Here is a 23,735-nt window from a genome sequence, read left to right on the forward strand (position 1 = left end):
GAGGAGACAACCATGCAACAGAAGAAACCGGCGGCGCGCGCACGCTTGGCCATCCTGGCGGCCGCGGGGGCGCTGGCCGTGCTGCCAGGCATGCTGATGGCGCAGGGCGCGGACTGGCCCGCCAAGCAAATCAAGCTGGTGGTGCCGTTTCCGGCGGGCGGCAGCACCGATTCGGTGGGCCGCCTGCTGGCGGCCGAGCTGTCCAAGGAACTGGGCCAGACCGTGGTGGTGGAGAACAAGGGCGGCGCCAATGGCAATATCGGCTCCGACATGGTGGCCAAGGCCGAGCCTGACGGCTACACCCTGCTGCTGTCGGGCGTGGGCTCCAACGCCATCAGCTATGCGGTCTACCAGAACATGCCTTACCGCGACAGCGACTTCGCGCACATCTCGCTGCTGGCGACCGGGCCCAATGTGCTGGTCGCCAACAACGACTTTCCGGGCAAGACCTTCGCCGAGTTCATCAAGCTGGCGCGCGAGAACCCGGGCAAGTACACGCATGCGAGTTCGGGCAGCGGCTCGTCGGGCCATCTGGCCATGGAGATGCTGAAGCAGGACGCCAAGATCGATCTGGTGCACGTGCCTTACAAGGGCGGCGCTGCCGCCATCACCGACATGATCGGGGGCCGCGTGCAGGTCATGTTCCTGAACCAGGACACGCTGCTGCCGCAGGTCACTTCCGGCAAGCTGCGCGCATTGGCCGTGGCCAGCGCCAAGCGCAATCCCGCCTATCCCGATACGCCGACGGTGGCGGAATCGGGCTATCCGGGTTTTTCGGCCGAGTCCTGGTTTGGCTTGTCGGCGCCGGCGAAGACGCCGCCCGCCGTGATCCAGCGCCTGAACCAGGCGACGGTGAAGGCGCTGTCTTCGCCCGAGATCCGGCAGAAGCTGGAGAGCGTGGGGTTCGTGGTGGTGGCCGACGACCCGAAGTCGTTCTCGGCGTTCGTGGATAACGAGATCGCGAAGTGGGGCAAGGCGGCCAAGGCCTCGGGCGCAAAAATGGATTGAATGCGTGGATTGAATGCGCGGCCGGGCTTGCGGGCCCGGCCTGACCTGTTTTTTTGATGAAGTGAAGACGGCAATGAACTCACCCTTACCCAACCGTTTCCGGCAACGCATCCTGGCGCGCGAACGGCTCATCGGATTCTGGATGTGCATGTCCAGCCACATCACGGCCGAGCTCGTGGGGCTGGCCAATTTCGACTGGCTGCTGCTGGACGGCGAGCACTCGCCCAACGAGGTGCCGATGTTCCTGCAGCAGCTGCAGGCCCTGCAGGGCAGCGCCAGCGCTGCCGTGGGCCGGCCGTCGTGGAACGACCCGGTGGAGATCAAGCGGCTGCTGGATATCGGTTTCTACAACCTGTTGATTCCGTTCATCGAATCCGAAGAGGACGCGCGCCGGGCCGTGGCCGCCACGCGCTATCCGCCGCAGGGCATGCGCGGCGTGGCGGGCGCCCAGCGCAGCAACCGCTATGGCACGGTGCCGGACTACCTGCACACCATCAACGACAACATCTGCGTACTGCTGCAGATAGAAAGCCGCCCGGGCATCGATGCCGTGGACGAGATTGCCTCCGTGGAGGGCGTGGACGGCGTGTTCATCGGACCGTCCGACCTGGCCGCGGCGCTGGGCCATATCGGCAATCCCGGCCATCCGGAAGTCCAGGAGGCCATCCGCCATCTGTACCAGCGGGTGTCGGCCCAGGGCAAGGCCGTGGGCATCCTGGCGCCGGTGCATGCGGATGCGCGGCGCTACCTGGACATGGGCATGCACTTCGTGGCGGTGGGCACCGACCTGGGCGTGTTCAAGCAGGCGACCTTCGCCTTGCGCGAGGCGTTCCCGACCTGACGAGGCTCAGGCCTCTTCCAGCGCCAGCAGCTCGCCTATCGTCTGGCGGCGGCGGATCAGCCGCGCCGCGCCGTTGTCCAGCAGCACTTCCGGCGCCAGCGGGCGGCTGTTGTAGTTCGAGGACATCGACGAGCCATAGGCGCCCGCGTCGTGGAACACCAGGAAATCGCCGATGCGCGGCTGCGGCAGCAACTGGTCCGACACCACGCCGCCGGCGTCCTGGGTGAACACGTCGCCCGATTCGCACAGCGGGCCGGCCACGGCGATGCGGGTCTCGGCCGCGCCTTGCGGCCGGCTGCCGTCGGGCGCGTGCACCGAAATCTGGTGATAGCTGCCGTACATGGCCGGACGCATCAGGTCGTTGAAGCCGGCGTCGACCAGCACGAAATCGCGCTCCGGACGGCGGTTGATCGAATGCACCTCCGACACCAGCGCGCCGGCCTCGGCGACCAGGAAGCGGCCCGGCTCGATTTCCAGGCGGATCTCATGGCCCAGGCGCTCGGCGATGCGGCGGCGCGCCGCGTCCCATTGTTCAAAGTAGTGGTCGCAGTCGATGCGGGCATCGCCTTCGCGGTACGGGATGGACAGGCCGCCGCCCGCGGAAATGGCTTCGATGTCGTGGTCCAGCGAGGCGACCACGTCGACCATGGCGTCGCACACGCTGGACAGGTGGGCGTAGTCCACGCCCGAGCCGATATGCATGTGGATGCCGACCAGCTTCAGGCCGTGGCGGCGCACGATGGCCATGGCTGCGGCCACGTCGCCGATCCAGATGCCGTGCTTGCTCTGCGGGCCGCCGGTGTTGGTCTTGTTGCTATGGCCGTGACCGAAGCCCGGGTTGATGCGCAGCCAGACGCGATGGCCGGGCGAGGCCTGGCCGACGCGGGCCAGCATGTCCAGGGAACCGGCGTTGACGGTGATGCCGTGCTTGAGCACGGCGGCCAGCGTGGCGTGGTCGATCAGGTCCGCGGTGAAGACGATGCCTTCCGGCTCCCCCTGGGGCTGGAAGCCGGCGGCCAGGCTGCGCTCGATCTCGCCCAGCGAGACGGCGTCCACCACGGCGCCCTCGGCGCGCATCAGGCGCAGGATGTGCAGGTTGGAGCAGGCCTTCTGCGCATAGCGGATGGTGTCGAAGCGGCGCAGTTGCGCGATGCGTTCACGGATGACGGCGGCGTCGTACACCCAAAGCGGCGTGCCGTGCTCGGCGGCGAGTTGGGTGAGTTGGCGCGGATCGAAGGCCATGGCGGGCGAAACCTTGTTGGTGGAGTGAAAACAAGGCGGCATGATGCCCGGCTTTGGTCATCCAGTAAAATGCTTAAATTTCCTTGATCGATTCATTTTTGATATGAGTAGGCGATGCTGACGCACCGGCAAATCGAAGTCTTCCGCGCGGTCATGATCGCCGGCAGCGTGACCAAGGCGGCCGAACTGCTGGGGTCGTCCCAGCCGACCGTCAGCCGCGAGCTGGCGCGCCTGGAGCAGGGCATAGGCTTCACGCTGTTCGACCGCGTGGCGGGGCGGCTGCGGCCCACCATGCCGGGCTTGGCGCTGTTCGACGAGGTCCGTCAGTCCTACGCGGGCCTGGAGCGGGTGGCCTCGGCTGCCGCCCGCCTGCGGGCCTACCAGGGCGGGCAGTTGTCGGTGATCGCTTTGCCGGTCTTTTCCCATTCCATCCTGCCGGATGCATTCCGGCGCTTCCACGAGCGCCATCCCGGGGTGAGCCTGATGCTGGAAACGCAGGAATCGCCCTTCCTGGAGGAATGGCTGAGCGCCCAGCGCTACGACCTGGGCCTGACCGAACACGATGCGGCGCCGGCGGGCACGCGCGTGGAGCTGTTGCTGGAAGTGGACGAGGTCTGCGTGCTGCCCGATGCTCATGCGCTCCTGGGCAGGCAGCGCATAGAGCTGGCGGATTTCGAAGGGCAGGCGTTCGTCAGCCTGTCTTCCAGCGATCCCTACCGCATCCAGATCGACGAGGCCTTTGCCGAAGCCGGCGTGCTGCGGCGGTCCATCGTCGAGACGACGACCGCCGTGTCCGTGTGCACCTTCGTGCGGCAGGGCTTGGGCCTGGCCATCGTGAATCCGCTGACCGCGCTGGACTTTGCCGGCCGGGGCCTGCATATCCGTCCCTTGGCGCGCTCGTTTCCGTTCCGGGTCAGCGTGGTGTTTCCTGAGCATCGGCCAGGCAATCCGCTGGTGGGCGGGCTGATGGCGTCATTGCGCGAGGCGGCAGCGGCAGCCCGGAGCCGCCTGGCGTCAGGCCTGGATCAGGAAATACCGCGCAGTCGTCGCTCTGCCGCCAACCGGTAGGCCAGCAGGCGCGCCTTCAGCAGCGGGTCGCCCACGAACTCGATGCCTGCAGGCAGGATGGATGGGTCGAACACCAGGGTGCGTTGCGCGTCCTGATCTGGCGCAAGGCGTTCCAGCATTAGGTATCCCAGGAGCATCGAGCCGCCGTGTTCGGGCCAGCCAGCGGACGGGTCGTTCGTCGCGCCTCCTTCCGGCGCCGGGGTGAACGCCAGTTCCAGCGCCACCGGGCCCGCCTCCATTGCGTGGCGCAAGGCCTCGTCCATGCAGTTCCGACCGTTCAGGGCCTTGTGAGCGCCATCGGCGTTCCTGCCTCGGATCGTCAGCCTGCCAGTTCGCGTCCCGCCATCCGCGGCGGTCAGGCGGTAGGAATGAAGCATGTGATAGCTGCGGGAGGCGTAGCCCGTGGGCAGGGTGTCTTGCTGCAGTTGGCCGAAGCGTTGCGCCCGCGCATTGGCCGCCAGGTGGGCTTGCAGCGATTCAGGGGCCGCGTGCTGCGTGTTCAAGGCCTGTATGAATGCAAGAAACGTCTGCGGGTCTTGCGCGGGGAAGCCTTCGATCGAGTGGCCGACCAGCACCAACTGGGAATCCTGCCCGATACGCACGGCCAAGCCGCGCGGTTCGGCTTGCGGACTGTCCTGGCGGATCCGCGGGTCGGGGCCGGAGTCTGAGAACCGGACGAGGAGCGGCTGCTCCGCGTCGTTGAACATGGGCGAAGCGCAGAATTGCGCTGCCCGGGGCACGCCAAGGAATCTGCCTTCAACAAGCAGTCCGCGCGCGTGATTGACGCGGCAGCCTGGCGAGACCTCCGCGCCCGCATGGAGCGCGTCGATCAGCTTTGCGGCGGTGGAATCCGGCATGGTTGCCTCCTTTTTTCTAATGGATGTTCCGGTTCGTCGGCATTACCCGAGGCCGGATTTGAGTGCGATGTGCTTGTACTCGATGAAGTCTTCCAGCGCGGCCACGCCGTTCAGGCGTCCCAGTCCGGACTGTTTGAAGCCGCCTTCCTCGGTGCCGTCGTAGACCTTGGCCCAGTCGTTGATCCATACCGAACCCGCGTCGATGGCTTGCGCGACGCGCAGCGACCGCTCTACGTCGCGGGTCCAGACGCTGGCGGCCAGGCCGTACTCGCTGTCGTTGGCCAGGCGTATGGCTTCGGCCTCATTGGCAAAGCGCTGGATCGTCAGCACCGGGCCGAAGGTTTCTTGCTGGACGATGGCCAGGCTGTTGTCGGTCACTTCCAGCAGGGTGGGGCGGTAGAAGGCGCCGCTGGCCAGCGGGCCACTGTTCACCGGCCCGCCGCGTTCGACCGCCGTGGCGCCCGCTGCGATCGCGAGGACGACCGCATGGTCGACGCGTTCGACGCTGGCGCGGTCGATCAGCGGACCCATATCGCTGTCCGGATCGGCAGCCGGGCCGACCTTGACCTGGCGCAGCCGGCCGGCGAGTCCGTCGCGGACCGCGGCGTAGATGCCGTCCTGAACCAGCAAGCGGGAGCCGGTCATGCAGAACTGGCCGCTGAAGACAGTCAATGCCTTTTCAAGCACGGGCAACGCCGCGTCCACGTCCGCGTCATCGAACAGGATCATGGGAGTCTTGCCGCCGAGTTCCATGCCGAAGCGCTTCAAGTGCCTGGCGCCGGCGCCGCTGATCGCGCGGCCGGTGCGGGTGGAGCCGGTGAAGCTGATGACGGGAACCTCGGGCGAGTCCACGAGATAGGCGGAGCCTTCGGGTCCGCTTTCGAAGAACAGATTGACCACGCCGTCCGGCAGATCCTCCGCTTCGGCCATGATTTCTGCCATGAAGCTGGCCGTTTGCGCCACTTGGCCGGGCAGCTTGACGACCGCCGTGCATCCCGCCGCCAGGGCCGGCGCCAGCGACCGTATCGTCAGCACCGCCGGCGAATTCCAGGGCGCGATCACGGCCGCCACGCCCATGGGTTGGCGCAGGACCATGGAGATGCTGCCAGGCCTGGGCGTCAGCGCCCGGCCGCTTTCGAGCAGGGCGGCGGCGGCCGCGTAGCGCAGCTTGCTTGGAATCATGTCGAGTTCGAAGCCGGCTTCGCCCTTGATCTTGCCGTTTTCGAGCGAAAGGATATCCAGCAGCCGGTCGCGGTTGCGCTCGAAGGCGCGCGCCAGTTGCTCCAGGACGCGGGCGCGCAGTTCGTGGTCATGCGCCCACGGCGTCGTGCGGAAGGCGCGCACGGCGGCCGCGACGGCCGAACTTGCCGCTTGCAGGCCATTGTCGGGGTAGTGGCCGATGATGTTGTAGGTGGCAGGGTCTATCGATTCCCTCAAGGCGCCTTCGGAGAGCTGGACGCCTCCGATCCAGTTGTAGGCCTTGCGGGACCAGGCGGTGTTTGCGGCATCGTTCATGGTCAGGTCTCCGTGTTCTTGATCCAGTTGCTGATGCGCTCGGCCAGCATGACTACGGTGGGATTGGTGGCGACTGAGGGAATGTCCGGGAAACAGGAAGCGTCCGCGACCCGCAGGCCGGCGATGCCGCGCAGGCGCCCCTGATAGTCCGTTACCGCGCCGGGATCGCCGTCGCCGCCCATGGGGGCGGTCGAGGTCGGGTGGTGATAGATGTCCAGCGCCGCAGGGAGGGCGGCTTCCAGCGCGGCGGCGTCCGCAGCGGCCGGGCCGGGTATGAGTTCCTGGGCGATGATCTCGGACAGCGGACCCTGGCTCGCGATCCGCCGGATCAGTTGGATGCCTTCGACCATCAGTTCCCGATCGCGCGCGGTCCCGAGGATGTTGAGGTCGATGAGCGGCGCGGTACGGGGATCGCGGTCCCGCAGCCTGAGGGTGCCAGTGGAGCTGGGACGGGTCAGCGCCAGGGCCAGCATGAAGATCGCGCCGGTGGGCGAGTCGGCGGGATCGCCGTAGTGCACGGCGCTGACGTGCAGGTCGCCGTCGCCCGGGCCGGCTTCGGATGACTGGGTCCACAGAATGGCGCCGACCGGCGGGATGGGAAGCCCCAGCCGTTCGGGATGCGCGGCCCAAACGGTGTAGTAGAAGGGATGCTCCTGCAGCCGCAGGCCGACCGGCAGATCGGCGATAACGGGGATGTCCAGGGCCTTGAGGTCCGCCGCCGGCCCGATGCCGGAGCGAAGCAGGATGGCTGCCGATCCATACGTTCCGGCCGCGAGCACGACTTCGCCGGCTTCGATCCGCTCGCCATCGGCCAGGATCACGCCTTGCGCCCGGCCATCGCTGATATCGACGCGGTCAGCCAGCGTTTCGCTGTAGATCGTCAGGTTGGGCCGGGCGCGCACCAGGTCCGACAGGTAGGTCATGCCCGTGTTCAGCCGTTGGCCCATGCGGTTGTTCATCGGGTAGGGGCCGACGCCGAAAGGCGAGTCGCCATTGAAATCCTGAACGCGGGGGTGACCCGCCATCTGGGCCGACACCACGAACGCGTGCTGCATGTCGGAGATCTCGTCGTCGTGCAGCTGGTGCACCGGTTCCGGGCCGGAGCGGCCGTGGCATTGGTCCGCGCCCGAGGCGGTCCATTCGCTGCCGCGGAAGAACGGCAGCGCGTCGGCGATGGACCAATGCGGCAGTCCTGCCCGGGTCCAGCGCTCGAAGTCGGCTGCGGGCGCCCGCATCCAGACGCCGGCATTCACGGCCGAGGAGCCGCCCAGCACCTTGCCCCGCGGAACCGGGAAGGATTTTCCGCCCCAGCCTGGCAGGGATGCATATCCCCAGTCGTGCTTGGCATCGCCGCCGATGATGTTCTGGGCGCGGACGGCGTCGGGGTAAGCGTGGGGCGGATAGGCGCGGCCGGCCTCGATCAGCAGCACTCGGCGGGTCGGATCTTCGCTCAGGCGGCTGGCCAGCACGGCTCCAGCCGAGCCGCCTCCCACCACGATGATGTCGAAGGCAGCATGCTCGAAGTCTGAATTTTCCGACCCCAAAGGGTGGCGTAGTCCTGTATTCATTGTGGTCTCCCATAAGAATTCCGAGCTTGTGTCAGGATCGGAGGTTCAAGCGCATCGACGGCTGATCGGATCAGCTGGAGCCAGCGTTCAGCTCGCCATCCATTTGGGTGCATCATTCATCGGTACCGCCGCCGGCAGAAGACGGGTGTCGGTCTTTAGAGTCGCGAACATATGTCCGGAACCTTTTCGATCGAATCGTTCAGTGGAATGGTGGCCTTCGCGGCCACGGTGGAGTCCGGCAGTTTTGCCGCGGCCGGGCGCAAGCTGGGTTTGTCCGCTTCAGCGGCGGGCAAGGCGGTGGAAAGGCTGGAGCTAAAGCTGGGCGTGCGGTTGTTGCATCGCAGTACCCGCTCTTTGGGGCCGACGGGCGAAGGCGAGGTTCTGTACCGCTATGTCAGCAAGATCCTGAAGGATCTCCAGGAGGCGGAGCGGGAATTGCAGCTGGTGCAGAACGCGCCGCGGGGCCGGCTCAAGGTTAGCGTTCCCACGGTGATGGGCCGCAGGATCGTGTTGCCGGCGCTCAGCGACTTCCACTTGCGCTTTCCCGAGGTGATGGTGGACATCAACCTGGACGACCTGATCGTCGACGTGATCGAGGACGGATACGACCTCGTATTGCGCTTGGGCGAGCTGGAGGATTCAAGACTGCAGGCCCGCAACATCGGCCCGCATGCGTTCACGACTTGCGCTTCGCCTGCTTATCTGGCCCAGCGCGGCACGCCGCGCACGCCCGCGGATCTCAGTGAGCATTGCTGCATCCACTATCGGTTTCCAACTACGGGCAGGACGGAAACCTGGGCCTTCAAGGGAGAGCCGTCGGGCAGGACGTTCAAGCCGTCCAGCATATTGAATGATGGCGAGGCCCTGGCGTCCGCGGCGATCGGCGGGTTGGGGATCGTGCAGGTGCCCAGTTACCTGGTAAAGGAAGACGTGGCGGCGGGCCGGCTGCGGCCGGTGCTCGAGGACTACACGGAAAACCGGGGCAGCGTTTCGCTGCTATGGCCGCCCCGTTCGGCAGAGGTTGCCCGGGTGCGCGCATTCATCGATTTCTTCGCCGAGCGGATCGCGGCGCGGCTGTAGCTGCGTCGGGAGCGGGGCGTCCAAAGAATGGATGTGGGCGCAGGAAACTAGAGGCTTTGCGGTGGGCGGAAATGCAAAAAAGGATGCCCAAGGGCATCCTTTTTCATTTGCCGTATTCGTGACGCCCTGAAAACAGGGCGGCAGAATGGCTTAGGCCAGCGCCTTGATGGCGGCAGCCAGGCGGCTCTTGTGGCGAGCGGCCTTGTTCTTGTGGATGATGTTCTTGTCAGCCACGCGATCGATCACGCTGGAGGCCTTCTGGAACACTTCGCCAGCCGCAGCCTTGTCGCCAGCGGCGATGGATTGGCGAACGCGCTTGATGGCGGTGCGCAGCATCGAGCGCAGGCTGGAATTGTGCTTGTTGCGCTCAACGGATTGGCGAGCGCGCTTGCGGGCTTGGGCGGTATTGGCCATGTTGCTATATAAGTTGAATTCGGCAAAGTCGAACATTGTAGCAAGTCCCTACGGGAATGCAAGCTTTTAATGTTTGATCAGCCGATGGAGCGCCCGTCAACCGGGCGGGGGCGCTGCGGGAGGAATTCCCTGGGCTGGAAAGCCCTTGCGGATGGTCCTCATGTGTTTGAGGAAAACCCGTGGCGCCTACTGGATAAAAACACCGTGCTTAGTATACAACGAAGCCGCTCTGGCGACACGGCGCGGACGCCGGCGTTGTCAGGTGGCGACGCTGATGGAGACGAACCAGGGCGTGAAGCGGCGGACGTGGATGGGCATGATTTCGCGCAGCGTATCGAGCGCGGCATCGGTGTCATCCAGCGGGAAGTGGCCGGATACCGGCAGGCCGCCTGCGGCCATGGACACGCGCAGCGTGCCGCTGCGGTAGGGACGCAGGGCGGCGATCACTTCGGCCAGCGGGCGGCCGCGGGCTTCGACCCAACCGGCTTCCCAGGCGGCCTCGGCCATGAGTTCGGCGCGCGGGGTATCCATGCGGGCCGCGTCGAACCGGGCGCCGGTGCCGGCGCGGACGGTGCCGTGGGCGCCGGACATGGTTTCGACCTCGACCTCGTGCTCATGCACCACCACCAGGGTGCGCTGGGCTTGCTGGCGCACCATGTAGCGGGTGCCCAGTGCGCGGACCGTGCCTTCCGCGGTCTGGACCAGGAAAGGGCGGCGCGCGTCGGGCGCCACGGACACCGTCACGGCGCCGTCCAGCAGGCGGACCTGGCGGTAGGCAGGCGTGAAGTCCAGGTTGACGCGGCTGCGGGCGTCCAGCAGCAGCTGGCTGCCGTCGGACAGCACGTAGCGGCGGCGTTCGCCCGTGGCGGTGGCGGCATCCGCCGCGACGTTGCCCAGGGGATAGAAGGCATTGCCGACGTAGGCGGCGCAGGCTCCGGTGCCGGCGAGCGCCAGCGCGCCGGCCAAGAAACGGCGGCGAGGGGGCGCAATGGCGGGGCCGAGAGGGGCCGCGAGAGGCGGGATGGCGGGGCCAGCGGTGGCGTAACCGGCGGGATAGGCGTCGCCAAGCCGGCCGAACGTCGATCCTTCCAGCGAGCCGGTCAGCTGCTGCCAGGCATTTTCGTGGGCTGGGTCGGCAGCGCGCCACGCCAGGAAGTCGTTATAGTCCTGGGCGGTCGCCTTGCCGGAGCGCAATAACAGCAGCCAATTGATTACCTGGTCCGCCATGGGTTGTCCTTGGGCGTACTTCACTTCATGTCCCCGCAGTGCTTCAAGGGGGATCCTTTCGATGGCAATTTGTAAATAATAAAGGTTTTTTACCAAAGATTACCGGCTGATTGTCAATTCTTGACGAATCTAATGCAAAAAAGCCGGTACTAGACCGGCTTTTGACGTGTATATAGGCAGATTGTCCGAACTTAGCGCGCCGGACGTCGGCCAAAGTCCCTAGGGCGGAAGCCAAACAGTAACAACATTCCGAAGTAGACCGCGCCGCTGGCTGCCAGCACGCCGGCCAGCCAGGCCACCCGCTGCCAGGAATGGGCCTGCAGGGCGATCCAGTCGATGCGCCCGTCCGCATACCAAAGCAAGGCCGCCAGCGCCGCCAGGGCGGGCAGGAGGCGCAGCGCGAACGCGGTCCAGCCGGGACCGGGCTGGTAGACGCCGCGGCGGCGCAGTCCGATCAGCAGGGCCAGCGCGTTCAGGCAGGCGCCCAGGCCGATCGCCAGGGCCAGTCCGGCATGCGCCATCAGCGGCACCAGCACCAGGTTCATCAGTTGCGTCATGATCAGCACGCCGATGGCGATTTTCACCGGCGTGCGGATGTCCTGCTTGGCGTAGAAGCCGGGCGCCAGGATCTTCACGGCCAGCAGGCCGATCAGCCCGGCGGAGTAGGAAATCACCGCCAGGCGGGTCTGGCTCACGTCCTGGGCGGCGAAGGCGCCGTAGTGGAACAGGGTAGCGACCAGGCCATCGGACAGCAGCGCCATGCCTACCGCCGCCGGCAGGCCCAGCAGCAGCACCAGGCGCAGGCCCCAGTCCAGCAGCCCGCTGTAACCGCCGTGGTCGTCGCGGGCATGGGCCGCGGACAGGCTGGGCAGCAGCACCGTGCCCAGCGCCACGCCCAGCAGCGCCGTGGGGAATTCCATCAGGCGGTCGGCGAAGGACAGCCAGGTGACGCTGCCCGGCGTGAGCCAGGTGGCGATGTTGGTGTTGATCAAGAGCGAGATCTGCGCGACCGAGACCCCCAGGGTGGCGGGCGCCATCTGCTTGAGGATGCGCTGCACCGTGGGGTCGCCCCAGGCCTCGCGGAACCGCAGGGTGAAGCGCGGCGTCAGGCCGAGCCGGGCCAGGGCGATCCATTGCACGGCCAGTTGCGCCACGCCGCCGATCATGACGCCGATGGCCAGCGCATAGACCGGCACGTCCATGCGCGGGGCAAGCCAGATGCAGGCGGCGATCATGGCCAGGTTGAGCAGCACCGGCGTGAAGGCCGGCACGGCAAAGCGCCGCCAGGTATTGAGCACGCCCGAGGCGAAGGCGATCAGCGACATGCAGAAGATGTAGGGGAACATCACCCGCGTCATCCAGACCGCCGCGCCGAATTCGGTGTCGCGGGCGGCGCCGCGCAGGCCGCTGGCCATGGCCGATACCACCCAGGGCGCGGCGACGATGCCGATGAGCGTGATGAGCATGAGCGCCGCGGTCAGCAGCAGCGCCACGCGGTCCAGCAGGGTGCGGACTTCGGCTTCGGACCGGTTGTTGCGCGCGGCGCCCAGGATGGGCACGAAGGCCTGGGCGAAGGCCCCTTCGGCGAACAGGCGGCGCAGCAGGTTGGGAATGCGGAAAGCGACCCAGAAGGCGTCGGTGATGGGGCCGGCGCCGAAAGCGCGGGCCACCAGGATGTCGCGGATCAGGCCGGAAATGCGGGACAGCAGGGTGAAGCTGCTGACCGTGGCCGCCGAACGAAACAGGCTCATGGATGACTACGTAAAAAGGGGCCTATAGGCCCCATGACCAACATTGCCCCTTGAGTGGGACAACGCTTCGCCCAACGCTTTTTCTCTACGCCGGAGCGTCTTTTCCCCTTGGGCCGCCCCAAGGGGAAAAGGGCCCCCTTGGGGGGCAGAGAGCCCGCGTAGCGGGCGAAGCGTGGGGGCTTCATTTTCCCGCCGGGCCGTCCCAAGGGAAAAGCGGCCCCCTTGGGGGGCAGAGAGCCCGCGCAGCGGGCGAAGCGTGGGGGCTTCATTTTCCCGCCGGGCCGTCCCAAGGGAAAAGCGGCCCCCTCGGGGGGCAGAGAGCCCGCGTAGCGGGCGAAGCGTGGGGGCTTCATTTTCCCGCCGGGCCGTCCCAAGGGAAAAGCGGCCCCCTCGGGGGGCAGAGAGCCCGCGTAGCGGGCGAAGCGTGGGGGCATTATTTCGGCGGCATGCGGATGGCGCCATCCAGGCGGATGGTTTCGCCGTTGAGCATGTCGTTCGTGACGATGCTGTGGACCAGCTTGGCATAGTCTTCCGGACGGCCCAGGCGGGCGGGGAAGGGAATGCTGGCGGCCAGCGAGTCCTGCACTTCCTGCGGCATGCCGAAGATCATGGGCGTGCCGAAGATGCCCGGGGCGATGGTCATGCAGCGGATGCCGGTCTTGGACAGGTCGCGCGCGATGGGCAGGGTCATGCCGGCCACGCCCGCCTTGGAGGCGGCGTAGGCGGCCTGGCCGATCTGGCCGTCGAAGGCCGCGACGGAGGCGGTGTTGATCAGCACGCCGCGTTCGCCGGTGGGTTCGGGCGCGTTGGCGCTCATGGCCTCGGCGGCCAGGCGCATCATGTTGAAGCTGCCGATCAGGTTGATCGACACGACCTTCTGGAACAGTTCCAGCGGATGCGCGCCGTTCTTGCCCACGATCTTGGCGGCGGGCGCGACGCCGGCGCAGTTCACCAGGCCGAACAGCGAGCCCAGTTCGAGCGCGGCGGCCACGGCGTTCTTGCCGTCGGCTTCCTGGGTCACGTCGCAGTGGACATAGCGCTGGCCCAGTTCCTTGGCCAGGGCCGAGCCCGGTTCGTCCTGCACGTCGGCGATGACGACCTTGGCGCCATTTTCGACCAGCATGCGCACCGTGCCGGCGCCCAGTCCGGACGCGCCGCCCGTGACGATGAATACCTTGTTCGCGATTTCCATGTGTCTACCACCAGTGAGTTCTAGGGATGAAAGCGGCGCGGCAGGCGCCGGATATGACTAGGCCTTCGGGGCCGGCCGGACGCGATGCGTTCCGGTGCCGGCGCCGAAGGCCTGTGAGCCATCGAGGCGCCGATCAGCCTTGGACGGCTGCGAACAGGCGCGCCTTGATTTCCTCGACCGCGCCGACGCCGGAGATCTTGCGGTACTTCGGCGCGTCGGCGGGATTCTGCTGCGCCCAGGACGAGTAGTAGTCGACCAGGGGGCGGGTCTGGTCGCGGTACACGGCCAGACGGTTGCGCACGGTTTCCTCGCGGTCGTCGTCGCGCTGGATCAGTTCTTCGCCGGTGACGTCGTCACGGCCTTCGACCTTGGGCGGGTTGAAGCGCACGTGGTAGCTGCGGCCGCTGGGCTGGTGCACGCGGCGGCCGCTCATGCGTTCGATGATGTCTTCTTCGGGGACTTCGATTTCCACCACGTAATCCAGCTTGACGCCGGCGCTCTTGAGCGCGTCCGCCTGCGGGATGGTGCGGGGGAAGCCGTCGAACAGGTAGCCGTTGGCGCAGTCGGGCTGCTTCAGACGGTCCTGCACCAGGCCGATGATGATCTCGTCGGAAACCAGACCGCCGGCATCCATGACCTTTTTGGCTTCAATGCCCAACGGCGTGCCCGCTTTGACCGCGGCGCGCAGCATGTCGCCGGTGGAAATCTGGGGGATGCCGAAGTGTTGGGTGAGAAACGCGGCCTGGGTGCCTTTGCCGGCGCCGGGAGGTCCGAGCAAGATGAGACGCATGAGTGCTCCTGAAGGGGTGTATTTTTTGTGATCCGGGGAATTATGCCGCAATGCAGCAGCCGATGCGGAGCCGCGCCATAGGAAATAACCCTTATATCTGCTTGCTGTAGACCTGTCGGACGCGTTCCAGATCCGCCGGGGTATCTACGCCTGCGGCAGGAGGGTGGGACGCCCGATGGACGACGATGACGTGGCCGTGTTCCATGGCGCGCAGCTGTTCCAGGGATTCGAAACGTTCCAGCGCGCCCTGCGGCAGGGCCGGATAGCGGCGCAGGAACGACACCCGGTACGCGTACAGGCCGATGTGGTGCCAGGCCGGCAGGCCTTCCGCCAGCACGCGTTCGCCGGAGGCGAGCGCATCGCGGGCCCAGGGGATCGGGGCGCGTGAAAAGTACAGCGCGCGGTCGTTCACGGCGCAGACCAGCTTCACCACGTTGGGGTTGAACAGCGCTTCGGCGTTGGCCAGGGGACAGGCGCAGGTCGCGATGTCTGCCTCGGGGCTGGCTTGCAGCTTGGCCGCCACGGCATCGATGAGTTCGGGTTCGATAAGGGGTTCGTCGCCCTGCACATTGACCACGATGGCGTCGTCGGGCAGGCCCAGCTGCTCCACGGCTTCGGCCAGGCGGTCGGTGCCGGTCGGGTGGTCGGCGCGGGTCATCAGCGCCTGCAGCCCGTGCGCCTGCGCCGCCTGTTGCACGCGGACGTCGTCGGTGGCCACATAGACGCGGGAGGCGCCGGACAGCGCCGCGCGTTCGGCGGTGCGCACGACCATGGGCTTGCCGGCGATGTCGGCCAGCGGCTTGTCGGGCAACCGGGTCGAGGCGGTGCGCGCCGGGATCAGGGCGATGAAGCTCATGCGCGGCGGTTCAGTGGGCAGCGGGGGCGTCGTCCAGCGCGCGGGCTTCCGATTCCAGCATGACGGGGATGCCGTCGCGCACAGGGAAGGCCAGGCGGTCGGCACGGCAAACCAGTTCGGCTTGCTGCCGGTCGTGTTCGAGGCGGCCCTTGCACAGCGGGCAGACGAGGATGTCGAGTAGGCGGGATTCCATGACCGGAATTCTAAAGCAGTTTGCCGGGGGCCGGGCCGCGCGGCGCTACCAGGCGGACGGTTTGCTAGGCCCGGGCCGGCTGGCGCAGCGCCTGCGCCAGCCAGTCGAATAGCTGGGGGTCGGAAAAGCCGGCGCGCACGGGCACTTCCCACAGGCGCGGATCGTCCAGGGCGGCGCATTTGATCGCGTCCTTGGACGTGACCAGGATGGCCTCGGCCGTGAGCGCCTGGAAGGGCGACTCGGCGTAATCGTGATGATCGGGCAGGGCGAGCGCGGTTTCCAGCTGGATGCCGGCGCCGCGCAGCGTGGTGAAAAAGCGTTCCGGATTGCCGATGCCCGCCGCCGCAGCGATGCGCGGCTGGCCGGCGAAGGCCGCCAGGGGGCGCGTGCCGCGGCCCGAGACCTGGCGCGTATCGCCCGGCTCCAGCCACATGCGGACTTGCCGCGGCCGGCCGCTGCCAGCGGCTTGCGGCTGGCCGTCAGGCGTGCCGATGTTCGTCACGACCACGTCGACCTCCCGCAACCGTTCGGCAGGCTCGCGCAAGGGGCCCGCGGGCAGCAGGCGGCCGTTGCCCACGCCGCGCTCGTCCTGCACCACGATTTCGACATCGCGTGCCAGCGCCAGATGCTGCAGGCCGTCGTCCGAGACGATCACATCCACTTTGGGGTGCGCCTGCAGCAGGGCCTGGGCGGCCAGGGCGCGCTTCGGGTGCACGGAAACCGGCGCCCCGGTGGCGCGGGCGATCAGCGCGGGCTCATCGCCAAAGCGGGCGGCTTCGAGCTCGCCCAGCCCTACGCGGGCGTGCGGGCCGACCTTGACGCCGTAGCCGCGGCTGACGACCCCGGGGGTGTAGCCGCGGGCCCGCAACGCTTCGACGGTGGCGATGACCATGGGGGTCTTGCCCGTGCCGCCGACGTAGACGTTGCCGATCACCACGACGGGAACCGGGGCGCGGTACGAGCTGCGGGTACCGTCCAGGTAGCGCTGGCGCTTGCGCGCCACTTCCCAGGCGGTCAGCCTGGACAGCGGCAGCAGCAGATTGGAGAGCCAGCCGCCGCGCTGCCATTGGCGCGCCAGCAGCGTCGAGGCACGCTTGGCGGTCACCGGGTGGTCTGCGCGGCGAAGTTGACGCGGCCGATGCCAGCCAGCCGGGCGGCTTCCATGACGTTGATCACGGACTGGTGGGTGGCCTGAGCGTCGGCGTTGATGACGACCAGTGGTTCGGTCTTGCCGGCCGCGGCTTGGCGCAGGACCTCGGCGATCTCGGGGGGCGTGGAGACGTCGATGAGCGTGCCGTTGAGCGCGTAGCGCCCGTCCTGGCTGACGGCGACTTCCAGCGCCGGAGGCGTGTCCTGTTCCATCGAGGCCTGGGGCAGCGTCACCTTCAGCTGGGTGAAGCGCGCGAAGGAAGTGGTTGCCGCCAGGAAGATCAGGATGACCAGCAGCACGTCGATGAGCGGAATCAGGTTGATGTCCAGCTCATCGCGCTCGCCGCGGGGGCCGCGGAAATTCATGAACGGCCCTCGCGCGTGGCGGAGCCGGGGGCGACCGCGCGCACCAGGCGCGACGCGGTCTGCTCCATGGCGCTGAGGTAGCCGTCCACGCGGCCGCGCAGATAGCGGTGCGCGATCATGGCGGGAATGGCGATGAGGATGCCGAAGCCGGTGTTGTACAGCGCCATCGAGATGCCGCGCGCCAGTTGCGCGGGATCGCCGCCGCCGGGGGTGTAGGAGCCGAAGATCTCGATCATGCCGACCACGGTGCCGAACAGACCCATCAGGGGCGCGACCACGGCGATGGTGCCGATGGCGGAGATGTAGCGGCTGAGGTCGTGGGCCACGGCGCGGCCGGTGTCCTCGACCACGTTGCGCAGTTCCTCGCGCGGCAGATGACGGTGACGCATCACTTCGGCCAGGATCCGGCCCAGCGGCGAGTTGCGCTCGAGGCGGTTGATCGCGTCGGGCGTGTCCTGGCGGTTGCGCAGCATTTCAGCCACTTGGTCGCTCAGGCCGCGCGGCATGACCAGGCCGCGGCGCAGGGAGAGGAAGCGCTCGAAGATCAGCGCCAGGCCCAGGACGGATGTCGCCAGCAGGGGCCAGATCGGCCAGCCGGCCTCGCGCAGTATGGAAAGCAAAGCGTTCAACTCCCGGGGGGAACCGGTACGCAAGGCGGCGCGGACCGGCATCTGATCAAGCCGAAACTGTAACGGTGCGGCGGGGGTGTGGCAAGTCGGTACGACCCCCAATCTATCCACAGATCTTGTGGATAATTCTGTGCAAAACTTCCCGGAATTGCTTGTGGGCACAGGGCTTGCACTTGTTTGCTTCAATTTCGAGCAGCTTGGATTTCAATAAATTCTTATAAAAAACAATGACTTGGTTCTAATTTGCTGGCTTTCGGGCCGGTTGGGGGAAATCTGCTGGGACGCGGTATGATTGCGGCCCGCTACGCGGCTCCTGTGGACAGGTATGCATCGGAAAGCCCCATGACAATTGAATCTACAGTCACAAACAACGTATTCGCGCGGGATATCCTGACGGTTGCCCAGCTGAATCAAGCTGTGGGGCAGTTGTTGGAGCGCAGCATCCCGGCGCTGTGGGTGCGCGGAGAGATTTCCAACTTCACGGCGGCGGCTTCCGGGCATTGGTACTTCACGCTCAAGGACAGCCGGGCCTCGGTGCGGGCAGTCATGTTCAGAAGCCGCGCCAGTGCGGTGGGTTTCACGCCGCGCGCCGGCGACCAGGTCGAAATCCGGGCCCGCGTGTCCCTTTACGAGCCTCGCGGCGACTATCAACTGCAGGCTGACGCCATGCGGCGGGCCGGACTAGGCAATCTGTACGAGGCGTTTTTGCGCCTGAAGGAGCAACTGGCCTCCGAAGGCCTGTTCGATCCGGCCGCCAAGCGCGAACCCGTGCGCCTGCCGCGGGCGATCGGCGTGGTGACGTCCCTGCATGCCGCGGCGCTGCGGGACGTGCTGTCGGCGCTCGCGCGGCGCGCGCCCCAGGTGCCCGTGTTCATCTACCCGGCGCCGGTCCAGGGGGCGGACGCCGCCGGGCGGCTGGCCGCCCAGGTGCGCATGGCCAACCAGCGCGCCGAGGTCGATACGCTGCTGCTGGTGCGTGGCGGCGGCAGCATCGAGGATCTTTGGAGTTTCAACGACGAAGCCTTGGCCCGCGAAGTCGCGGCCAGCGCCATTCCCGTCATCAGCGGGGTGGGGCACGAAACGGATTTCACCATCGTCGATTTCGTTGCCGACGTGCGTGCGCCCACACCGACCGCGGCCGCCGAACTGGCCTGCGTGCCGCGCTCGGAACTGCTGGGCCGGGTCATGCAGGCGGCAGAGGCCATGACGCGCGGCCAGCAGCGCCGCCTGGAACGCGCGGCGCAGCGGCTGGACCGCGCCGCCGCGCAATTGGTGTCCCCGGCCCAGCGCCTGGAGCATCAGCGCGAGCGCCTGAACAGCCTGCGCTTCCGTCTGGCGACCGCCTGGTCCGGACCCCAGGAGCGGCGCGCGGCGCGCGTCAACCTGCTGACGCAGCGCCTGGCGCATCGCGTGCCCGATACCGGCCGCGCCGCCGACCGCCTGGCGGGCGCGGCGCGCCAGCTTGGCCAGGCGCATGCGCGGTTGCTGGTGCAGCGGCGCAACCGGCTGGCGTCTGCCACGGCGCAATTGCGCGCGCTGGATCCGGGCAACACGCTGGCCCGCGGCTACGCCATCGCGCGCGACGAACAAGGCCGTATCGTGCGGGACGGGGCCGCGCTGACGGCGGGGCAGGCGCTGGACCTGAGCTTCGCGCAAGGCGGCGCCGAAGTCGCGGTCACGCGCAGCCGCGAGACGCGCGAGGCTTCCTGAAAGAGGGCGGTCGCGCGCCCTTGAGGCCGCTGCCATGAGCACATGCTTCAGGTAATGAGCAGATGCGTCCCTTAACCCCGCGCGGGCGGGGGGTTAACGCGGTATCCTCAGTAGTTGCCGATACAATTGAACGGCTTGATCGTGCACTCAACAGAAGGAACCTCACATGGCACATACTCTTCCCCCCCTGCCTTACGAACTGGACGCACTGGCTCCGCACATCTCCAAGGAAACGCTGGAGTTCCACTACGGCAAGCATCACCAGACCTACGTCACGAACCTGAACAACCTGATCCCGGGTACGGAATTCGAAACGCTGTCGCTGGAAGACATCGTCAAGAAGTCCTCGGGTGGCATTTTCAACAACGCCGCCCAGATCTGGAACCACACGTTCTACTGGAACAGCCTGGCTCCCAAGGCCGGTGGCGCTCCGACCGGCAAGCTGGCTGACGCCATCAACGCCAAGTGGGGCAGCTTCGACGCTTTCAAGGAAGCCTTCAACAAGTCGGCCGCCGGCAACTTCGGTTCGGGCTGGACCTGGCTGGTCAAGAAGGCCGACGGCTCGGTCGACATCGTCAACACCAGCAACGCCGCCACCCCGCTGACCACGGCCGACAAGCCGCTGCTCACCTGTGATGTGTGGGAACACGCCTACTACATCGACTACCGCAACGCCCGTCCCAAGTACCTGGAAAACTTCTGGGCGCTGGTGAACTGGGAATTCGCGGCCAAGAACTTCGCCTGATAGGCAAAGCCAGACCCGCCGCGGCGTCAGCGTCGCGGCTCCTGCTGAGCAACCCCTCGCGCAAGCGTGGGGTTTTCTTTTTTTGTTCAGGAAAAATTCAGCCTGCGAAATCCCTGTCGATTGTCGAATTCATTGCGGGGAAATAACGAACAAACCGGCTTTTCTTCCGGGTAATCCCTAGGTTTGCCAACCACTATCGTTGGCCCCGGTCGGCGACTGAACCACGGGGTCCACGGCCGCGGCATGCCCGCGATAAACCGTGGTACTTACAGGGAAGGGAAGCATGTTGCGGTTATTTTCGGGTTTGCGCATCGGCGCGCGCCTGTCGGGCGCGTTTTTGCTGGTGGCGGTGATAGGCGGTGCGATAGGAGGCTTTGGGGTCTGGGGCCTGGCGCGCATCAATGAAATGAATGACCGGCTTTACGACACCGAGCTGCGCGGCATATCGGACATCAAGGAAGCCAACATCAATCTGATCTACGCTGGCCGCGCCCGCACGGGCTACCTGGCCGCGTCCACGGACCAGGAACGCCAGTCGCTGCGCAAGCAGTTCGACGACGCCGTTGCAACCATGGACGACTTGCGCGAAAAGGCCGCCGCCAACTTCTATTCGGAAGAGGGCAAGCGCCTGCTGGCACAGTTCACCGAGACCGAGCAGGTCTGGAAGCGCGAATCCGCCGCTTTCTTCGCCGCCGCCCAGGCCCGGCCGCTGACCCAGGCCGACCCGCAAGTGGCCGCGATCGAGGCGCGCGTGATCGCCTCGTCGCAAAAGCTGGATGATCTGATGACGACCCTGGCGAAGGCCAAGGAAAACGTCGCGGCGCAAAGCGTGCAGGCGGGCACGGACCTGTATGAAACGCTGCGCGCCGTCATGATCGTCCTCGCCGTGGCCGGCGTCGCGATCGGCATGCTGCTGGGCTGGCTGGTGACGCGCGGCATCGTGCGTCCGCTGGAACAGGCCGTGATGGCCGCGCGCCAGGTCGCGGCCGGCGATCTGACGACCGACATCCAGGTTGCCACGCGCGACGAAACCGGTGACCTGATGGGCGCGCTCAAGACCATGAACGCGAGCCTCGCGCGCATCGTCAAGGACGTGCGCGATGGCTGTGAGAGCATCGCCTCGGCGTCTTCGCAGATCGCCCAGGGCAACGCCGATCTGTCGCAACGCACCGAGGAACAGGCCTCGTCGCTGGAGGAGACCGCGGCCTCGATGGAGCAACTGACCAGCACCGTCCAGCAGAACGCCAACAACGCCAGCGAAGCTGACCGCCTGGTCAACCAGGCTTCCAGCGTGGCCGTGCGCGGCGGCGAAGTGGTGGAGGGCGTGGTCCAGACCATGAGCGCGATTTCCGACAGCTCGCGCCGCATCGCCGACATCACGGGCGTGATCGACGGCATCGCCTTCCAGACCAACATCCTGGCGCTCAACGCCGCCGTGGAAGCGGCGCGCGCGGGCGAGCAGGGCCGCGGCTTCGCGGTGGTCGCGGGCGAGGTGCGCACGCTGGCGCAGCGCTCGGCGGTGGCCGCGAAGGAGATCAAGGCCTTGATCGATGAGTCGGTCACGCGCGTCGAGGGCGGCACGCGCCAGGTCGACGAAGCTGGCCGCACCATGCGCGAAGTGGTGGACAGCGTGCGCCAGGTCGCCACGCTGGTGCGCGAAATCGCCAGCGCTTCGGAAGAGCAATCCGCCGGCATCGGCCAGGTCAACCAGGCCGTGGCGCAGATGGACACCGTGACCCAGCAGAACGCGGCATTGGTGGAAGAGGCGGCCGCCGCGGCGGCCAGCATGCAGGAACAGGCCACCCGCCTGGCCCAGGAAGTGCGCCGCTTCAAGGTCGAAGCAGGCGGCGGATCGGCGCGCGAAGCCCAGGTCCGTCTGGTGCAGGCGGTGCCCGCCGCGCCGCGCAAGACGGCCGCGCCCGCGGCGCGTCCCGCGCTGGCGCAGGCCTCGGACGACGACTGGTCGACCTTCTGATCCCGCGCTGTGGGCTGCCGGTCAGGTGGGAGTGGTAAGGTTAGCCACCTTCAACCGCGCCGGCTTCGCCCATGAACCTGCCCGACCCCCTACGCCGGCTGCTGGCCGGCCCGCGCCGATGGGCGCATCGCAAGGTGCGCCAGATCAACCGCCTGTCGCGCAAGAGCGTGCAGATGGGGCTGCTGCTGGGGGGCGCCGGCCTGGTGGCGCTGATGTCGCTGGGCTTCGCCTATCTGGCCGACAAGGCGCTGGAATGGAACCGCGAGTGGGTCGCCTACAACGGCTGGCTGGCCTTGCTGGTCCTGCCGCTGAGCCTGGCGGCCTTGCGCTGGCTGACCCTGCGCTTTGCGCCCAATGCGTCCGGCAGCGGCATTCCCCAGGTCATCGGCGCCTTGTCGCTGCCGCCGGGCGCCAGCCAGAACAGCCTGGTGGCGCTGGGGCAGACCCTCTGGAAAATTCCTCTCGCGTTCGGCGGCATGCTGGCCGGCGCCTCGATCGGCCGCGAAGGGCCGTCGGTCCAGGTTGGCGCCGCGCTGATGCTGGCCTGGGGCGACTTCTGGAAACGGCGCGGCGTGCAGTTGCGCGGCTTTCACGCCAATGAACTGATCGCCGCCGGCGCCGCGGGCGGCCTGGCCGCCGCTTTCAACGCGCCGCTGGCCGGCGTCATTTTCGCCATCGAGGAACTCGGGCGCGGCACCGTGCTGCGCTGGCAACGGCTGGTGCTGATCGGCGTGCTGGCCTCGGGCTTCCTGGTCGTGGCCGTGGTGGGCAACAACCCGTACTTCGGCGTGTTCGGCGGCGCGCCGCTGACCCATGGCATGGTGATGTGGGTGGCCATCTGCGCGGCGCTCAATGGCGCGCTGGGCGGCATATTCGCGCGCCTGCTGGGCAAGGGGGCGGCCGGCAGCGCGCCCCAGTCCTGGCGCGCCTGGATCCGCGCCCATCCGATCTGGACGGCCTTCATCATGGGCCTGATCCTGGCCGTGATCGGGCTGGCTACTGCCGGCAGCGTCTACGGCACGGGGTATGGCGTGGCCGCGGATCTGTTGTCGGGCAAGGACACCGCGCCCGCCAGCTTCGGCCTGGCCAAGCTGGCCGCGACGGTCGCCTCCTATTGGGCGGGCATACCGGGCGGCATCTTCACGCCGGCCCTGACCACCGGGGCGGGCATCGGCCATCACATCTGGCAATTGGCGGGAGAGGGCGTGGACCACCGCGTGCTGGTGCTGATTTCGATGGCCGCCTTCCTGGCGGCCGCGACCCAGGCGCCACTGACCGCCAGCGTGGTGGTCATGGAAATGACGGGCAGCCAGCCCATGCTGTTCTGGCTGCTGGTGGGTTCCCTGCTGGCCTCGGGCGTGTCGCGCCAATTCTGCCCGCAACCGTTCTATCACATGGCCGCCGGGCGTTTCCGCAGGCAGGCCATCGTCGACGCCGGGCGTGCCGCCAGGCCGCCTGCGGCGTGAGTCCGCAGGCCGGGTCCGCGCCTTGCCGCGGTGCACGCGGCGCGCACCAGCGTGGTGAACAGCCGTTGGACACTGTCCGTGCAGCGGACATCC

22 protein-coding genes are annotated in these 23,735 nt (G+C 67.3%); 8 read left to right on the top strand and 14 right to left on the bottom strand.

Features of this window, described 5'->3' with window-relative positions; translation table 11 throughout:
- The first annotated feature begins 12 nt into the window (after positions 1–12).
- Together IAG39_RS12285 and garL are read left to right on the top strand one after the other, a co-directional pair.
- Positions 13–1,008 carry a Bug family tripartite tricarboxylate transporter substrate binding protein gene (locus tag IAG39_RS12285; RefSeq protein WP_118932819.1) on the top strand — a complete coding sequence of 332 codons (996 nt, stop codon included), beginning with the start codon at positions 13–15 and terminating at the stop codon, positions 1,006–1,008.
- A gap of 73 nt (positions 1,009–1,081) precedes the next feature.
- A complete protein-coding gene (garL, locus tag IAG39_RS12290; protein ID WP_041655817.1) occupies positions 1,082–1,849 on the top strand; it encodes a 2-dehydro-3-deoxyglucarate aldolase in 768 nt (255 codons plus the stop codon).
- A 6-nt stretch (positions 1,850–1,855) separates the two neighbouring features.
- Here the strand turns inward: garL and lysA are convergent, their stop codons facing one another.
- The gene (lysA, locus tag IAG39_RS12295) at positions 1,856–3,091 is read right to left on the bottom strand and encodes a diaminopimelate decarboxylase (protein ID WP_059379896.1); all 1,236 of its coding nucleotides are present in this window, start codon (positions 3,089–3,091) and stop codon (positions 1,856–1,858) included.
- A gap of 114 nt (positions 3,092–3,205) precedes the next feature.
- Between lysA and IAG39_RS12300 the strand changes: the two genes are divergently transcribed.
- Complete coding sequence (locus IAG39_RS12300; RefSeq protein ID WP_118932820.1) at positions 3,206–4,159, top strand: LysR family transcriptional regulator; 954 nt, start codon at positions 3,206–3,208, stop codon at positions 4,157–4,159.
- Here IAG39_RS12300 and IAG39_RS12305 read toward each other — a convergent pair.
- From IAG39_RS12305 to IAG39_RS12315, 3 genes are read right to left on the bottom strand one after another with little or no spacing between them, the layout of a single operon-like run.
- Positions 4,117–5,016, bottom strand: coding sequence for a catalase (locus IAG39_RS12305; protein WP_118932821.1), 900 nt, complete (start codon positions 5,014–5,016; stop codon positions 4,117–4,119). The two genes, IAG39_RS12300 and IAG39_RS12305, sit on opposite strands and share 43 nt — an antisense overlap.
- Positions 5,017–5,058: 42 nt before the next feature.
- Positions 5,059–6,531 (bottom strand): aldehyde dehydrogenase family protein, encoded by a 1,473-nt coding sequence (locus IAG39_RS12310; protein WP_118932822.1) that lies wholly within the window; start codon positions 6,529–6,531, stop codon positions 5,059–5,061.
- 2 nt (positions 6,532–6,533) lie between these two features.
- On the bottom strand, positions 6,534–8,099 hold the full coding sequence (locus IAG39_RS12315) for a GMC family oxidoreductase (RefSeq protein WP_118932823.1): 1,566 nt from the start codon (positions 8,097–8,099) through the stop codon (positions 6,534–6,536).
- 171 nt (positions 8,100–8,270) lie between these two features.
- On the opposite strand from IAG39_RS12315, the gene IAG39_RS12320 reads away from it, so the two are divergent.
- Positions 8,271–9,179 (top strand): LysR family transcriptional regulator, encoded by a 909-nt coding sequence (locus IAG39_RS12320; protein WP_118932824.1) that lies wholly within the window; start codon positions 8,271–8,273, stop codon positions 9,177–9,179.
- Positions 9,180–9,329: 150 nt separating this feature from the next.
- Here IAG39_RS12320 and rpsT read toward each other — a convergent pair whose 3' ends face one another.
- From rpsT to IAG39_RS12370, 10 genes are all read right to left on the bottom strand, one after another.
- The gene (gene rpsT, locus IAG39_RS12325; protein ID WP_006396042.1) at positions 9,330–9,593 is read right to left on the bottom strand and encodes a 30S ribosomal protein S20; all 264 of its coding nucleotides are present in this window, start codon (positions 9,591–9,593) and stop codon (positions 9,330–9,332) included.
- Between the two features lie 258 nt (positions 9,594–9,851).
- Positions 9,852–10,820, bottom strand: a complete 969-nt coding sequence (locus IAG39_RS12330; protein WP_059379890.1) for a FecR domain-containing protein — start codon at positions 10,818–10,820, stop codon at positions 9,852–9,854.
- Positions 10,821–11,011: 191 nt separating this feature from the next.
- Positions 11,012–12,571: a murein biosynthesis integral membrane protein MurJ gene (gene murJ / locus IAG39_RS12335; protein ID WP_059379889.1), complete on the bottom strand. Its 1,560-nt coding sequence runs from the start codon at positions 12,569–12,571 to the stop codon at positions 11,012–11,014.
- Positions 12,572–13,004: 433 nt separating this feature from the next.
- A complete protein-coding gene (locus IAG39_RS12340; RefSeq protein WP_059379888.1) occupies positions 13,005–13,763 on the bottom strand; it encodes a 3-hydroxyacyl-CoA dehydrogenase in 759 nt (252 codons plus the stop codon).
- Between the two features lie 133 nt (positions 13,764–13,896).
- Positions 13,897–14,553 carry an adenylate kinase gene (gene adk / locus IAG39_RS12345; RefSeq protein WP_059379887.1) on the bottom strand — a complete coding sequence of 219 codons (657 nt, stop codon included), beginning with the start codon at positions 14,551–14,553 and terminating at the stop codon, positions 13,897–13,899.
- A 91-nt stretch (positions 14,554–14,644) separates the two neighbouring features.
- The gene (kdsB, locus tag IAG39_RS12350) at positions 14,645–15,409 is read right to left on the bottom strand and encodes a 3-deoxy-manno-octulosonate cytidylyltransferase (protein WP_059379886.1); all 765 of its coding nucleotides are present in this window, start codon (positions 15,407–15,409) and stop codon (positions 14,645–14,647) included.
- Positions 15,410–15,419: 10 nt separating this feature from the next.
- Positions 15,420–15,602: a Trm112 family protein gene (locus IAG39_RS12355; RefSeq protein ID WP_059379885.1), complete on the bottom strand. Its 183-nt coding sequence runs from the start codon at positions 15,600–15,602 to the stop codon at positions 15,420–15,422.
- Between the two features lie 64 nt (positions 15,603–15,666).
- Positions 15,667–16,707 carry a tetraacyldisaccharide 4'-kinase gene (lpxK, locus tag IAG39_RS12360; protein ID WP_118932826.1) on the bottom strand — a complete coding sequence of 347 codons (1,041 nt, stop codon included), beginning with the start codon at positions 16,705–16,707 and terminating at the stop codon, positions 15,667–15,669.
- On the bottom strand, positions 16,704–17,117 hold the full coding sequence (locus IAG39_RS12365; protein WP_059379883.1) for an ExbD/TolR family protein: 414 nt from the start codon (positions 17,115–17,117) through the stop codon (positions 16,704–16,706). Before IAG39_RS12365 ends, lpxK begins: the two co-directional genes overlap by 4 nt.
- The gene (locus tag IAG39_RS12370; RefSeq protein ID WP_059379882.1) at positions 17,114–17,737 is read right to left on the bottom strand and encodes a MotA/TolQ/ExbB proton channel family protein; all 624 of its coding nucleotides are present in this window, start codon (positions 17,735–17,737) and stop codon (positions 17,114–17,116) included. Before IAG39_RS12370 ends, IAG39_RS12365 begins: the two co-directional genes overlap by 4 nt.
- A 351-nt stretch (positions 17,738–18,088) precedes the next feature.
- Between IAG39_RS12370 and xseA the strand changes: the two genes are divergently transcribed.
- The 4 genes from xseA (at position 18,089) to IAG39_RS12390 (ending at position 23,642) form a co-directional block, all read left to right on the top strand.
- Positions 18,089–19,456 carry an exodeoxyribonuclease VII large subunit gene (gene xseA / locus IAG39_RS12375; RefSeq protein WP_118932827.1) on the top strand — a complete coding sequence of 456 codons (1,368 nt, stop codon included), beginning with the start codon at positions 18,089–18,091 and terminating at the stop codon, positions 19,454–19,456.
- A 166-nt stretch (positions 19,457–19,622) separates the two neighbouring features.
- Positions 19,623–20,201: a superoxide dismutase [Fe] gene (gene sodB, locus IAG39_RS12380; RefSeq protein ID WP_013394768.1), complete on the top strand. Its 579-nt coding sequence runs from the start codon at positions 19,623–19,625 to the stop codon at positions 20,199–20,201.
- 283 nt (positions 20,202–20,484) lie between these two features.
- Positions 20,485–22,176 carry a methyl-accepting chemotaxis protein gene (locus tag IAG39_RS12385; RefSeq protein WP_059379880.1) on the top strand — a complete coding sequence of 564 codons (1,692 nt, stop codon included), beginning with the start codon at positions 20,485–20,487 and terminating at the stop codon, positions 22,174–22,176.
- Positions 22,177–22,247: 71 nt separating this feature from the next.
- Entirely contained in the window at positions 22,248–23,642 is a 1,395-nt protein-coding gene (locus IAG39_RS12390) for a chloride channel protein (RefSeq protein WP_059379879.1), read from the top strand.
- The last annotated feature ends 93 nt before the right edge of the window (positions 23,643–23,735 follow it).

The sequence above is a fragment of the Achromobacter xylosoxidans genome (genome assembly GCF_014490035.1).
GTDB lineage: Bacteria > Pseudomonadota > Gammaproteobacteria > Burkholderiales > Burkholderiaceae_B > Achromobacter > Achromobacter bronchisepticus_A.